This is a genomic window from Sorangium sp. So ce281 (genome assembly GCF_051527395.1).
GTDB classification, from domain to species: domain Bacteria; phylum Myxococcota_A; class Polyangia; order Polyangiales; family Polyangiaceae; genus Sorangium; species Sorangium cellulosum_B.
In genome coordinates this window covers 8,937,814-8,952,080 of sequence record NZ_CP150322.1, presented here as the reverse complement: position 1 = coordinate 8,952,080, position 14,267 = coordinate 8,937,814, and the positions used below count along the sequence as shown (strand labels likewise).

Sequence of the window (14,267 nt, the reverse complement as noted above, 5' to 3'; positions counted from 1 at the left end):
TCTCGCGACCCGATCAAGGCGTGTACCGATAGAGCTCGATCCAATCGTAGGTCGCGCTCGCCGTGCCCGTCTCGGCCGTCACGGCCCCTGCCCAGGCCGCGCTCGACGACGCCCAGATCGTCATGAGCACGTTCTGCGGCAGCACCATGAGGTCGATGCGCTCCTTCCACTCGTGTCGGAGCACGTCATCGACGGAAAAGCGGGCGCCGGACGGTGTCCATTCGATCTGGTACGTGTGAAAGTCCTCGCTCGGGTCGAAGCCGAGGTCCACCTTCTGCGGATGCTGCGTCGGACTGACGGATTGCGTCACCGGGGGCTGTACCGGAGCGCCAGTGTACACCATGGCATTGAACTGCACGTCACTCGGCTCGGCCCCCAGGCACTCGATGTCGAGCTCGTTCCAGTTGTCCGCTGGCCAGGGGGTGTAGATCGTGACCAGGGACGAGATGACCGCCGAGCCACGGGCCAGCTTGACGCGAGCGCGCACGCGCCCGTAGGTGAGCGCGTCCACGGAGCGAACCTCGGCGCCCAGGAAGGTCTTGGCGGCTCCGGAGCTGTCGGCGGTGCCCTGGGGGGCCGGCGTGAGCCGAATCACCAGCTGGCCACGTTCGATGGTGGCGGCGGATTGCGAGAACAGCGCCAGATTCCCGGTCCAGGAATGTGTCATCAGCTGCCAGCGAGCTGCGTCCAGCCGATCGAAATCGTCGCGGAAGAGCAGGGTGAAGGCCTCTTCGGGCAGGGGAGGGCCGCCCGCCGAGCCGCCGTTCCCCGTGGCGCCTGCCGCTGCTGTGCCACCCGCCGTTCCGCCGGCGTCGCCTGCGCCGCCCGCGCCGCCCGCGCCGCCCGCGCCGCCTGCGCCGCCCGCGCCGGCTCCGGCGCTGGAGGCGCCACCCGCAGCCCCAGTCCCCGCCATGGAGCTGCCCGTTTCGGCGCTGGAACCACCACCTGCACCCGCGCCGGTGCCGTCCCCGCCAGTTCCGGTCGCCGAGCCCGGGCGCTGGCTGGAGTCGTCACACGCCAGCGCGGTGAATGCGGAGAACAGAAGCGAAGCGACCGTGAAGCGCGTCGAAGACATCATGGGCTCCACTTGGAGCGCCGGGCGCGAGAGCGCTTCGCATTTTTTGCTTCCGGTCCGCGTCCCCGCTGCCGCACACTGACCTGGCCTTGAGCGCTCGGCCCGCGTTGTTCCAGCCCTTTCCGATGCTCGCCGGCCGGCGCGCCCAGGTCTTCCGTCACCAGCCGCAGTACCGTCGGCCCCGGCACTTCCACGAGGAGCCGGAGATCAACCTCGTCGCTCGCGGCACGGGCATGATGGGCGTGGGGGAGCGCGTGGTGCCGCTCGTGGCGGGCACGCTGCTCTATTTCGCGCCGGGGCAAGATCACGCGCTCCTCGAGGAGAGCCGTGATTTCATTCTGTACGTCGCGGCGCTCCGCCCCGGGCTGGCGGCTCGCGTCGCGGGGGCCGCGTCGAAGGTCGCGCTCGACGCCGTGCAGCTCACGCCGGCGGTGCTCGCCGAGGAGCTCGCGCTCCTCGGCGCGCTCGACCGAGCGCGCGACACCTCGGTCGTGGAGCATCGCCTCGCGGAGCTCTTCGAGCGGTCGCTGTCGAACGTGCCGCTCCCCCACGTGGTAAGCCGCCGCATCTTCGAGCTCTTGCGGCTCGATCCGAACCTCCCCGGGGCGGCCCTCGCGGCCCGCCTGCACACGGGCGAGAGCGGGATCAGCCGGCGTTTTCGCAAGGACGTGGGCGTGAACGTCGTCGAGTACCGTGCGCGGCTCAAGCTGATGCAGTTCGTCGCCGAGGTGGATCGCGGCGCGAGCTTCGCGCGCGCGGCGTACGCCGTCGGTTTCGGGAGTTATGCGCAATGCCACCGCGTCTTCACGCGCGCCCTCGGCTGCGCGCCCCAGGGCTATTTCGGCGGCCAGCGGACGGCGCTGACCGAAATGACCGTGCCGATGCACGGAGGGTAACCGTGATATCCCGCGCGCGGCCGAGCCCGCCGGCTGACGCGGATCCGCGCCGGATCGCCCGCAACGCTGGCCAATGTGCGAGGGCGGGGAATGGTATACCTTACCGGGGAAGGGGCTCCTGCCGCCACTGCCGAGGCTGCCTTGCCCAGCGCCTGCATGACGAGTCCGTCTCCTCCCTTTCCCTACACGATTCGCGAGACCATTCACGAGGGCCGCGGTACCGCCGTGTACCGCGCTGTTCGAAGCGCCGACGGCCATCCGGTGGTCCTCAAGGTGCTCGACCCGAGGAGCTGCCGGCCGAAGGACGTCGCCCGGCTCAAGCGGGAGTACGAGACGGGCAAGATGCTCGACGTGGCGGCCGTCGTCAGGCCCCTCGCCCTCGAGATGTACGATGGGGCGCTCGCCCTCGTCATGGAAGACCCAGGCGCTGAGCCGCTCGAACGACTGCTCGGCGCGCCGATGGCGATCGGCGGGTTCCTCGAGCTCGCTGTTCGCCTCGCGGATGCCGTCTCCGACATCCATCAGCGAGGGGTCGTCCACAGAGACCTCAAGCCCGCGAACATCCTGGTCATTCCTGCCACCGGCGAGGTGAAGATCGCCGATCTCGCGCTCGCCTCATGGCTCTCACGCGAACAGCACGCCCTGGGGCCGGCACGCCTCATCGAAGGGTCCCTCCCTTACATGTCGCCCGAGCAGACAGGGCGGATGAACCGTGGGGTCGACAGCCGCAGCGATCTGTACTCCCTGGGGGTCACGTTCTACCAGATGCTCACGGGGAAGCTCCCCTTCGACGCCCGCGACCCGCTCGAATGGATCCATTGTCACGTCGCCCGCGCGTTCGCGGCGCCGTCCGAGGTGGTCCCCGACGTGCCGGAGGCGGTCGAGCGCATCGTGATCAAGCTCCTCGCGAAGATGCCCGAGGATCGCTACCAGACGGCCCGCGGCCTTGGCCATGACCTGAAGCGGTGCTTCGACGCATGGCGCCGCGGCGGCAACGTCGCGCCCTTCCCGCTGGGCGAGCAGGACGCGTCGGGCCGCCTGCGCGTCCCGCAGAAGCTCTACGGGCGCGACGAGGCGATCGCGGCGCTGCTGCGCGCCTTCGAGCGCGTGGTCGACACCGGATCTCCGCAGCTCGTGCTCCTCTCGGGCTACTCCGGCATCGGCAAGTCGACGCTGGTCCACGAGCTGGACAAGGTTGTCGCCGGCGAGCGCGGATTCTCCGCCTCGGGGAAATTCGACCAGCACAAGCGCGATATCCCTTACTCCACCATCGTTCAGGCCGTTCAGGAGATCGTGCTCGAGCTCCTCGCCGACAGCGAGCGGATCGCGGCCTGGAAGCAGCGGTTGCTCGAGGTCCTCACGGTCAACGGGCAGCTCGTCGTGGACTTGATCCCGCAGCTCGAGCTGGTCATCGGCCCGCAACCGCCGGCGCCCGAGCTGCCGCCGGTCGAGGCGCAGAACCGGTTCCGCACCGTCTTCCGGCACTTCATCGGCGTGTTCGCCCGGAAGGAGCACCCCCTCGTGCTCTTCCTCGACGATCTCCAGTGGGCCGACTCGGCGAGCCTCGGGCTCCTGCAGGATCTGGTGACGCACCTCGACACGGGCCATCTCCTCGTCATCGGCGCGTACCGCGACAACGAGGTGACCCCCTCGCACCCGCTCATGACGGCGCTGCACGAGGCGAGGAGGGGGGGCGCGCACGTCCAGGAGCTGGTGCTCGGCCCGCTCTCCCGCGAGCACCTGTCCATGCTCGTCAGCGATATGCTTCAATGCCGCCTCGAGGACGCCGCGCCGCTCTCGGCCCTGGTCCACGAGAAGACGGCCGGCAACCCCTTCTTCGCGATCCAGTTTCTCCTCGCCCTCCACGAAGAGCGGCTGATCGAGCTCGACCTCGACCCGCGCGCGGGCGCCTTCCGGTGGGACATGGCGAAGATCCGCGCCAAAGGCTTCACCGACAACGTGGTCGATCTGATGGTCGACAAGCTCGCGCGGCTGCCCGCTGGCACCCAGGAGGCGCTGAAGCAGCTCGCCTGCCTCGGGAGCGCCGCGGACGTCGGCGTCTTGACGATAGCGTGCGACCGCTCGGACGAGGCGCTGCACGCGGAGGTCTGGCAGGCCATCCTCGCGGGGCTCGTCCTCTGCCACGAGGGCACCTACAGGTTCCTCCACGACCGCGTTCAGGAGGCGGCCTATTCGCTCATCCCGGAGGCCCGGCGCGCCGCGGTGCACCTCGAGATCGGCCGGCGCCTCGTGTCTCGTCTGCCCGGCGGGGCGGTCGAGGAGCGGGCTTTCGACGTCGCGACCCAGCTCAATCACGGCGCCCACCTCATCACCGATCCACGCGAGAGGGAGGCGCTCTGCCGGCTCAACCTCCTGGCAGGGATCAAGGCGAAGGCCTCGGTCGCCTACGCCTCCGCGCGCAGCTACCTGGCGCAGGCGACGTCCCTCTTGCCGCAGGACGCCTGGAGCGCGCGGTACGAGGACACGTTCAGGCTCCACCTGGAGCTCGCCGAATGCGAGTCCATCGCCGGCAATTTCCAGCCGGCCGACGAGCTGTTCGATCTGATCCTCCAGAACGCCCGCTCCAGGCCCGACCGGGCCAGGGCCCACCGGCTGCGCATGCGGCTCTACCAGATCGCTGGACGGCACCGCGACGCCATGACGGTCATGATCGAGGCCCTGCGGCTCTACGGCGCGACGCTCCCGGACACTGACGAGGAGATCCAGGCGGCCATGGAGGCCGAGATCCGGCAGGTCCCGATCTCCCTGCGCGGGCGCCGCATCGCCGATCTCGTCGACGCGCCCGTGGCGACCGACGAGGACGTGCGGGCGTTCATCGGCCTGGTCGCCGAATCGGCCCCCCTCCTGTTCTCCGTGCGACCGGCGCTCTGGCCGCTGCTCACCGCCAAGGGGGTGAACGCCTCTCTGCAGCACGGGCACGCCGAGGAGTCCTCGTTCGTCTACAGTTGTTATGCCGGGGTCATGGTGTCCATCCTCGGGGACGTCCCGTGCGCGTTCCAGTTCTCCGAGATGGCGCTCAGGCTGAACGAGAAATTCAAGAGCGTCACGGCCGTGCTGAAGGGGAGGCTGCTCTTCCACCACGCGGGCGTCGTCAGCATCTGGCACAGGCACTACGCGACGAGCCTGCCGCTCATGGATAAGGCATTTCTCGATTGCCTCGACGTCGGAGACTTCATCTTTGCCGGCTACTTGACGTACAACATGGTGTGGGTCGTCCTCGAGAACGGCGATCCGCTCGACCGCGTCATCGAGGTCGCGCGGAGATTCACCGCCTTCGCTCGCCAGACCCACAACGACGTGGTGTACCACGTGGTCCGGTTCGAAGAGCAGCTCGCGGCGAGCCTGAAGGGAGCGACGCGGGCGCCCACGAGCTTCGACGGCGGCGACCTCGACGAGGCGAGCTCCCTCGCGATCCTCCAGAAGGCGGGCTTCGGCCTTGGAATCGCGATGGTTCACATCATGAAGCAGGTCGCCGCGTTCACGCACGAGCGTCACGCCGAAGCGCTGGAGTCCGCGGCCACCGCCGCGCTGATGCAGGGGCAGGCGGCGTCTCTCGCCATGGAAGTGACGCACCAGTTCTACCACGCGCTCACGGTGACGGCGCTCCACGCAGAGGCGCCGGCCGAGCAGCGGCAGCGATTCGCGCAGACGCTCGAGAGGGCGCTCCAGAAGCTGAGGCGCTGGGCCGAAAGCTGCCCCGAGAACTTCCGGGGCCGCTACGCCCTGGTATCCGCCGAGGTCGCCCGCGTCGAGGGCCGGGACCTCGACGCGATGCGCCTCTATGAAGAGGCCATCCGCGCGGCGCGCGAGAGCGGCTTCGTCCACGTCGAGGCGCTCGCCTACGAGCTCGCGTCTCGGTTCTATCGAGCGCGAGGGTTCGAGCGCTTCTCCGATACGTACCTGCGCGAGGCCCGCTCGTGCTACGTGCGCTGGGGGGCCGACGGCAAGGTGAAGCAGCTCGAGCAGCGCTATCCGCAGCTCCTCGAGCGGCGGCCGCTCGAGGCGACCGCCACCTTCGCGGCCCGCACGGAGCAGCTCGACGTGCTCGCGGTCGTCAAGGCATCGCAGACGATCTCGGGCGAGATCCTCTTCGAGAAGCTCCTGCGAACCCTGCTCGAGTTCGTCCTCGAGCAGGGAGGTGCCCAGAAGGGCTGCCTCATTCTGGTGCGGGACGGCGACCTGACGATCGAGGCGGAGGCCGCGATCGAGGAGCGACAGGGGACCGTGACCAGGGTTCTCCAGTCGTTGCCGGTGTCGTCCTCTCCGCTCCTCCCTGCCTCGCTCCTCCACTACGTGCGGCTCACCAAGGAGCGCGTGCTCCTCGACGACGCCGCCGCGAAGGCGGGCAGGTTCTCGGGGGACGAGTACATCGTCCGGCACACTCCGAGGTCGGTCCTCTGCGTCCCCATCTTGCGGCAGGCCGAGGTGCTCGGCCTGCTGTACCTCGAGAACAACGTCACCACGCACGCGTTCACGCCCGAGCGGCTCCTCGCCCTCGAGCTGCTCGCCACGCAGGCGGCCATCTCCCTCGAGAACGCGCTCTTGCTCGCCAGGGAGCGCGAGGCGCGGGCGGCGGCGGAGGCCGCGGAGCGGCGCACGGCGTTCCTCGCCCACGAGCTGAAGACGCCGCTGACAGGCCTCCACCTGAAGCTCGACGCGCTCGCGCGATCGATCAAGCAGCGAGAGGCGGTCTCCTCGTCCTGGCTGTCGCCGTCCCTCACGTCGTTCAAGCGCCAGCTCGGCCGGCTCGACCTGCTGATCGACAGCCTGCTCGATCTCTCGCGCATCCAGAAGGGGCAGCTCGCCCTGACGCGCGAGCCGGTGGACCTGGCGGCCCTCGTGCGGGACGTCGTCGGGCGGCTGAGCGAGCAGGCCGAGCTGGCTGGATGCGCGCTCCACGTGCAGGCGGAGCGCGCCGTCGTGGGCCCGTGGGATCGGCTGCGGCTCGAGCAGGTCGCGACGAACCTGCTCACGAACGCCATGAAGTACGGCGCCGGAAAGCCGGTCCGGATCGTCACCGACGGGGACGGGGCCGTCGCTCGCCTCTCGGTCTCCGACCAGGGCATCGGGATCTCCGAGGCCGACCAGCGGCGCGTGTTCGAGGCGTTCGAGCGCGCGACGGGGCTTCATCAGGCGCAGAGCCTCGGGCTCGGGCTGTACCTCGTTCGGGAGATCGTGCGAGCGCACGGAGGGCGCGTCGATCTGCGCAGTCAGCTGGGCTCAGGGACGACGTTCCTCGTCGAGCTGCCCGTCGAGCCGGAGGGAGCGCTCGGCCTCGCGCAGCCGTCCTGAGGAGGGGGGCGCGCGGGCCGCCTGGCGCCGATTGGGCCTCTTGAGTCGGCGCCCATCACCGCGGTCGATCCAACGTTCGGCACCGGCTGGGATGACTGGAGCCAAGAGAATGAGTTGCAGCGGAAATCGACGAATGGTCCTTGGCGGCTTGGCGGTTTTTCTGCCGCTCCGGGGCAACTTCCCGCAGCAGCGCTAGCGATCGCTCAGCGTCTCCTTGTCGCGCGCGTCCGCGGCGAGGTACTGGCGCAGGTGCCGGCGGAGGGAGACCCGCGTGATCCCGAGCGCGCTCGCCGTGCGGGTCACGTTGCCGTTCTGGGCCGCGTAGACCGCGAGGATGTGGCGGCGCACGGCCTCCCCGAGCGACGCGCTGCCGCGCGCGGGCGGCGATGGCCGCAGCGCGCCCGGCGGGCCCGAGCGCGGCGGCGCCGGCGGACGCTTGGCCGCGCCGATCTCCGGCGGCAGGTGCTCCAGATCGAGCGGCGCGCCGTGGGCCCGGAGGAACGCGCGCTCGACGACGCCCCGGAGCTCGCGGACGTTCCCCGGCCAGGGGTACGCCTCGAGCTGCGCGAGCGCGCGCGGGGTGACCCCGGCGCTCGCGAGCCCCGTCGCGCCGCTCTGGCGCTGGAGGAAGTGCTCGACCAGCGCGCGCACGTCGCCGTCGCGCTCGCGCAGCGGGGGGAGCGAGAGCGCGAGCCCGCCGACGCGCCGGTGGAGCGCCTCGTGGAACGACCGCCCGAGGACGCGCGCGGCGAGATCCTGGCTCGTCGCGGCGATGACCCGCACGTCCGCGGCCAGCGCCTCCCCGCCGCCGATCCGGCAGAGCGGCTCCCCGTCGAGCACGGCCAGGAGCCGGGGCTGGAGCTCGAGCGGGAGCGCGCCGATCTCGTCGAGGAACAGCGTGCCCCCCCGCGCCAGCTCGAGCAGCCCGGGGCGCGCCGCGGGCCGCCCGTCCGCCCCGGCCGCCACGCCGAAGAGCTCCTCCCGGAGGCGCTCGGCCGGCGGCCGCGCCGCGCTCACCGCCACGAAGGGACCGCCCGCGCGCGGGCTCGCCGCGTGAAGGCGCCGCGCGCAGAGCTCCTTGCCCGTGCCAGGCTCGCCCGTGATGAGCAGCGGCGCGCGCTCGTGCTCCGCCAGCCGGCGCAGCTGCTCCATCGCGCCCGCCCAGCGCTCCGAGGCGCCGATGAGCCGCACCTCGCTGTCGTCCTCGACCCAGACGACGCGCGTCATCCCGCCGCCGGACGAGCAGAGGTGTTCCGTGCGCCGGGAAGGGGCCGCGCTTTCTTCCACATCGCATCTCCTCGATTCATGGGCAGACGGCGAGCGACGCGCCTGCCGTTTTCTGGATTACCGAGCTGTCCTCGGCGCAGGCGGCGACCAGGGAGGGGCCGCCGTGAGCGAAAACGGGAACGACGGTGGGAACGACAGATGGACGATAGACGGACGACGTCGGATGAACGTCGGTCACGAGGTGGCCACGAACAACGAGGGATGGCGGCTGACACATGCCGGGTGATCTCACCCGGTCAGCGACATCGACTCTACCGCGAATCACGGTCTCTTGGAAGGGAGATCCCGACCGGCGGCGGGGGGGCGCCGAGAAACTACGTGCTCAAAATTTGTGCGTACGCGCGGACCTGGGTTAGTCGACCCGTGTACCCGAAAGGAGAGACGACGAGATGAGCTCGAAGCGCAAGACCCCGGCCCGCACGAAGACCACCCGGGCCACGAGCCCGGTCGCCTCGGCGCAGCCCGAGAGCGCGGTCTCTGCCCCCGCCGCCGTCGAGATGCCCTCCGCGGCCGTGGGGCGCGCCGCCGAGCGCGCGAGCGCCGGTGCCCCGAAGGCCGCGCCTCCGCGCCCGCGGCTGTCGCGCGAGGAGCGCCACGGCCTGATCGCCAAGGTGGCCTATGGATATGCCGAGAGGGCCGGCTTCCGGAACAACCCCGTTGAAGACTGGCTGAACGCCGAGCGCGAGGTCGACGCGCGGCTCGAGCGCCTCGCCAGCTGAGGTCTCCGCCGCGGCGGCGGGGGCCGCGCGAGGCCCCGCGTACGCCCATGCGCGCCCGACAGGCGCGCTCGCGCGGACGTGAGCGGCCCCGTCGGCCGGCGAGGGCGGGCCGCGGCCGCGCTCCCGCCGGCCCGGCGGCCGCGCCCGCGGGCCCTCGAGGCTCGTAGCCGCGCCGCGAGATGGGTATCCTCGCGCTCCGCGTGGGCGGTGGGCCCACGGTTCGCGGTCCACGCGCGCCCCGGCCGCCTGGACCGCGGAGGTCTGCACACCGATACTTGCGCCATGCATTCAGGTCACGTCCTCGCCAACCGCTTCCAGCTGGAACGCCTCGCGGGCTCCGGCGGGATGGGCGCGGTGTGGCGGGCGCTCGACCGGCAGAGCGGCCACGTGGTCGCGCTCAAGGTGATCTTCAACCAGGGCAGGGAGCACGTCGTGCGCTTCCAGCGGGAGGCGCGCCTGCTCGCCGAGCTCGAGCACCCCGTCGTCGCCCGCTACATCGACCACGGCGTCACGGAGGACGGCCTCTACTACCTCGCCATGGAGTGGCTCGAGGGCGAGGACCTCGGCGCGCGGCTGTCGCGCGGGCCGCTCGGGATCGAGCACAGCCTGATGCTCGTCGGCCGCGTCGCCGAGGCGCTCGCCGCCGTCCACGCGCGCGGCATCGTGCACCGCGACCTCAAGCCGACCAACGTGTTCCTGCCCGGCGGCGACATCGGGAGCGCGAAGCTCATCGACTTCGGCATCGCGCGCCAGGCCGACGCGACGTACGAGCTCACCCTCACCGGCTCGGCGATCGGCACGCCCGCCTACATGGCGCCGGAGCGCGTCCGCGGCGACGTCGACGTCGACGCGCGCGCCGACCTCTACTCGATCGGGTGCCTCCTGTTCGAGTGCCTCACCGGGCGGTCGCCGTTCGTCGCCCAGCACCCGCTGTCCGTCCTCGCCAAGGTGCTCTTCGAGGCCGCGCCGCGCCCGAGCACCTTCTGCCCGAACATCCCGCCGTCGCTCGACCTGCTCGTGGCCCGGCTGCTCGCGAAGAACCCCGCGGAGCGCCCCGCGGACGCGGGCGAGGTCGCCGCCGAGCTCCGGATGCTGAGCGTCGTGGAGGGCAACATGTCCACGGGCAACGGCCTGCCGACGCCCGCGCTGACGAAGAGCGAGCGGCGGCTCGTCAGCGTCGTGCTCGCCGCCGAGATGAGCGCCGGCAGGCGTGGCCCCCCGTCGGCTCGCCCGCAGGCGATCGCGGGCCCCGAGCGGGCGAGCGACACGATGCTGTCGGGGCACCACGCGACCGTCGTCTCCGGCAGCAAGGACGCGCTGCCCGAGGGCCTGCTCGCGCCGGCGCCGCCGGCGAGGCCCCGGCCCGCCCCGCCGCCGACCACGCCGTTCCACGAGGTCCGGCAGGCCGCGCAGGCGCACGGCGCGGTCCTCGAGGTGCTCGCCGACGGCTCGGTCGCCGCGGTCGTCGCCGGCGCGGGCTCGCCGACCGACCTCGCCGGCAAGGCCGCCCGCTGCGCGCTCTCGATCCACGCGCTCCTGCCCGGGGCGTGGGTGGCGCTGGCGACGGGCTGGGACGTCATCGCCGGGACGCAGGCGGTGGGGCAGGTCATCGATCGCACGGGCGCGCTGCTCGACGCGCGGGTCCGCCACGCCGCGGAGGATCCGTCCTCGGGCCGGCCGGTGCTCATCGATCAGATGACGGCCGCGCTGCTCGGCGATCGCTTCGAGATCGCGGCGGGCAGCCAGGGCCCCACGCTGCTCGGCGCGCGCGAGCCGCAGGACGGCGGGCGCAAGGTGCTCGGGAAGCTCACGACGTGCGTGGGGCGCGAGCGGGAGCTCCGGGCGCTGGAGGACGTGCTCGACGAGTGCGCGACCGAGGGGGTGGCGCGCGTGGTGCTGGTCACGGCGGGGGCGGGCGTCGGCAAGTCGCGCCTCGCGCACGAGCTGCTCCGGCGGGTCGAGGCGCGCAGCGAGCCGGTCACGGTGTGGCGCGCGCACGGCGATCCGATGCGGGGCGGGGCGCCGCTCGGGCTGCTCGCGCAGACGGTGCGGCGCGCGGCGGGCCTGCTCGACGACGAGCCCGCGGAGGCGCGGCGGGAGAAGCTCGCGGCGCGGGTCGCGCGGCACGTCGGCGAGGCCGCGCGGGAGCGGGTGACGGAGCTGCTCGGCGAGCTGGTCGGCGCGCCCTTCCCGGAGAGCCCGGCGCTGCGCGCGGCGCGGCAGGACCGCGCCGTGATGGAGGAGCAGGCGCGGCGCGCGTGGCTCGATTTCCTGCGGGCCGAGTGCGACGCGCGGCCGGTGCTGATCGTGCTGGACGACCTGCACTTCTGCGATCGCGCCACGGTGGACACGCTCGACGCGGCGCTCCGGTTCCTGCGGCACCAGCCGCTCATGGTGCTGGCGCTGGCGCGCCCCGGGGTGCGCGAGGCGTTCCCGGGCCTGTGGGAGGATCGCGAGGCGACGGAGATGCGGCTCGGGGAGCTGTCGCGCCGCGCGTGCGAGCGGATCGTGCGGGAGGTCCTCGGCGACGCGCCGCCGGAGGCCGAGCTCGCGGCGCTCGTCGACCGGTCGGCGGGCAACGCGTTCTTCCTCGAGGAGCTCGTGCGCGCGACGGCGGACAGGCGGGCGGGGGAGGTGCCGGAGACGGTGCTCGCGATGATGCAGTCGCGGATCGCGGCGCTCGAGCCCGAGGCGCGGCGGGTGCTCCGGGCCGGGGCGGTGATGGGCAAGGTGTTCTGGCGCGGGGGTCTGGAGGCGATGCTCGGCGGGGGCGGGCAGGTGCCGCAGCTCGAGTCGTGGCTCTTGACGCTCGAGAAGCGGGAGCTCCTCGAGCCGCGGCCGGAGTCGATGTTCCGCGGGGAGCCGGAGTTCGCGTTCCGTCACGCGCTCGTGCGGGACGCGGCCTACGAGATGCTGACGGACGCGGATCGAGCGCTCGGCCACTGGCTCGCGGCCGAGTGGCTGGAGCGCGTGGGCGGGGACGATCCGGCGGTGCTCGCGCTCGTCGACTGCCACCTCGGCCGCGCCGCGGACGGGGCGCTCTCGCTCGGGAACGCGGACGGCGCGGCGGGGCACCTGGCGCGCGCGGCGGGGGTCCGCGTGCGCCGCGGCGAGTTCGACGCGGCGATCGCCGCGATGACGCGGGCGTTCGAGCTCTCGGACGTCGCGCGGCGCGAGCCCGACGAGCTCGCCCGGTGGGTGGAGATCCTCTCGAAGGCGGCCGGCCACGCGCGCCGCGCGCCGTCGCTGCCGGCGGCGTCGGACCGCATCCTCGCGCGCGTCGATGCGGTCGGCTCGCTGGAGCACCGGGTGAAGCTGCGCATCGAGCTCGCGCGCGCGCTCGGGGCGACCAACCTGTTCCGGCTGTCGCACGACCTGCTCGACGACGTGGTCGAGATGGCGGTAGGGCGCCGCGAGCTCCTGCAGGAGGCGCTGACGGTCGACGTGGAGGTCTCGTGCCTCCAGGGGCAGCTCGCGCGCGCGCGGCGGGCCGCGCTCGACCTCGTCGCGCTCGGGCCGACGGACGATCCGCGGGCGCTCCAGTCGGTCGCGCTGGCGCGGGCGACCTCGGGGGATCGGGCCGGGGCGCTGGAGGCGCTGTCGCGCTGGGAGGCGGCCGCCCCGAGCGACCGGGGCGCGGAGGCGGTGCGGGCGAAGCTGCTCGTGACGATCGAGCTCTACGCGGGGGATTTCCGGGCTGCGGCGGCCGCGTGCGAGCGCGCGATCGCGCTGGATCGGGCCCTCGGGCTGCGGTTTGACGGGGTTGTGAACCTTCACAACCTGGCCTACGCGTGCGTGCGGCTGGGCGAGCACGAGCGGGCGCGGTCGCTGTTCGCGGAGTCGCTCGAGCGGGCGGACGAGGCGGGCTACGACCGGGTGGCCGCCTCGAACCGGATGTACCTGGCGTACCTGGACGGCGTGGCGGGGGCGGGGGACGCGCGGGAGCGGCTGCAGGCGCTCATCGCGCGGGCGGAGGAGCAGGGCTACTGGCACGACGTGCTGCAGGGCCGCTGGGCGGCGGCGATGCTGCTGAAGAACGCGCGCAATGACGCGCTGGCGCGGCGGGAGTTCGAGGACCTCCTGGAGCTGTCGGTGCGGCTCGGGGATCCGCTGGTGGAGAAGGACGCGCGCGCCTGGCTCGACCGCGTGGACCGGTGAGGGGAGGCGTCCCCGGCATGCACTGCAGGCATGTTCCGGGCGCGTTGTCGCGTCTCGCGAGGAGAGAATCAACGCAAAGACGCAAAGACGCAAAGACGCAAAAAAGAGATGTGGGTTGAATGGAGGAGAACGAGATAGCCAAGGTTGTGGTGGACGCGGCGATCGAGGTCCATCGCACGCTGGGAGGGCCTGGGTTGCTCGAGGCCGTGTACGAGGAGGCGCTCGCCTTCGAGCTCTCGTCGCGAGGGCTGAACGTGCAGCGTCAGAAGGCCGTCCCGCTCGTCTACAAAGGTAGACGGCTGGCCACCGACCTCCGCCTCGACTTGCTCGTGGGTGAACGTGTCATCGTGGAGTGCAAGTCGACCGCTATCTACAATCGCCTGTTCGAGGCGCAAGCGCTCACCTACCTGAGGCTTTGTGATCTCAAGCTCGCGCTCGTCATCAACTTCGGCGAGCGCCTCGTGAGGCAGGGCGTCCATCGCGTCGTCAACGGTCTGCAGTCGTGAATGTCCCGAACCCTATCTCGGCCTTTTTGCGTCTTTGCGTCTTTGCGTCTTTGCGTCTTTGCGTTGATTCTCTCCTCGCGAGACGCGACAACGTGCCCGGAACTTGCTGGGGGGCACCGTGGCCAGGAGGATGACAAGCACCCGCGCCTCAGGCCGGTATGCGATGGCGCGCGCCCGCGCCCGCCCGCGAGCAGCGGCAAGGCGACGGTGAGCCTCGCGGCCTCCTGGTTGCGAAGGCCGAGCTCCGCCTCAGGATTCGACGCGGATCGCGGTCCGGGAGCGTCCCGGCGATTTGTGACGGCTGGCGGGGGCG

At 72.0% G+C, this 14,267-nt stretch carries 7 protein-coding genes; 5 read left to right on the top strand and 2 right to left on the bottom strand.

Features of this window, described 5'->3' with window-relative positions; all coding sequences use genetic code 11:
* Positions 1-13 precede the first annotated feature (13 nt).
* On the bottom strand, positions 14-1,078 hold the full coding sequence (locus WMF27_RS33935) for a glycoside hydrolase family 16 protein (protein WP_437764721.1): 1,065 nt from the start codon (positions 1,076-1,078) through the stop codon (positions 14-16).
* 104 nt (positions 1,079-1,182) lie between these two features.
* Between WMF27_RS33935 and WMF27_RS33930 the strand changes: the two genes are divergently transcribed.
* Entirely contained in the window at positions 1,183-1,971 is a 789-nt protein-coding gene (locus WMF27_RS33930) for a helix-turn-helix domain-containing protein (RefSeq protein ID WP_437764722.1), read from the top strand.
* Positions 1,972-2,127: 156 nt separating this feature from the next.
* Complete coding sequence (locus tag WMF27_RS33925) at positions 2,128-7,284, top strand: AAA family ATPase (protein ID WP_437764723.1); 5,157 nt, start codon at positions 2,128-2,130, stop codon at positions 7,282-7,284.
* 192 nt (positions 7,285-7,476) lie between these two features.
* On the opposite strand, the gene WMF27_RS33920 is transcribed toward WMF27_RS33925, so the two are convergent.
* A complete protein-coding gene (locus WMF27_RS33920) occupies positions 7,477-8,571 on the bottom strand; it encodes a sigma 54-interacting transcriptional regulator (RefSeq protein ID WP_437764724.1) in 1,095 nt (364 codons plus the stop codon).
* A gap of 389 nt (positions 8,572-8,960) precedes the next feature.
* On the opposite strand from WMF27_RS33920, the gene WMF27_RS33915 reads away from it, so the two are divergent.
* The 3 genes from WMF27_RS33915 to WMF27_RS33905 all read left to right on the top strand — a co-directional run bounded on the left by WMF27_RS33915 (position 8,961) and on the right by WMF27_RS33905 (position 13,954).
* Entirely contained in the window at positions 8,961-9,290 is a 330-nt protein-coding gene (locus WMF27_RS33915; protein ID WP_437764725.1) for a DUF2934 domain-containing protein, read from the top strand.
* A gap of 282 nt (positions 9,291-9,572) precedes the next feature.
* On the top strand, positions 9,573-13,448 hold the full coding sequence (locus tag WMF27_RS33910; protein ID WP_437764726.1) for a protein kinase domain-containing protein: 3,876 nt from the start codon (positions 9,573-9,575) through the stop codon (positions 13,446-13,448).
* 119 nt (positions 13,449-13,567) lie between these two features.
* A complete protein-coding gene (locus WMF27_RS33905; protein ID WP_437764727.1) occupies positions 13,568-13,954 on the top strand; it encodes a GxxExxY protein in 387 nt (128 codons plus the stop codon).
* Positions 13,955-14,267 lie beyond the last annotated feature (313 nt).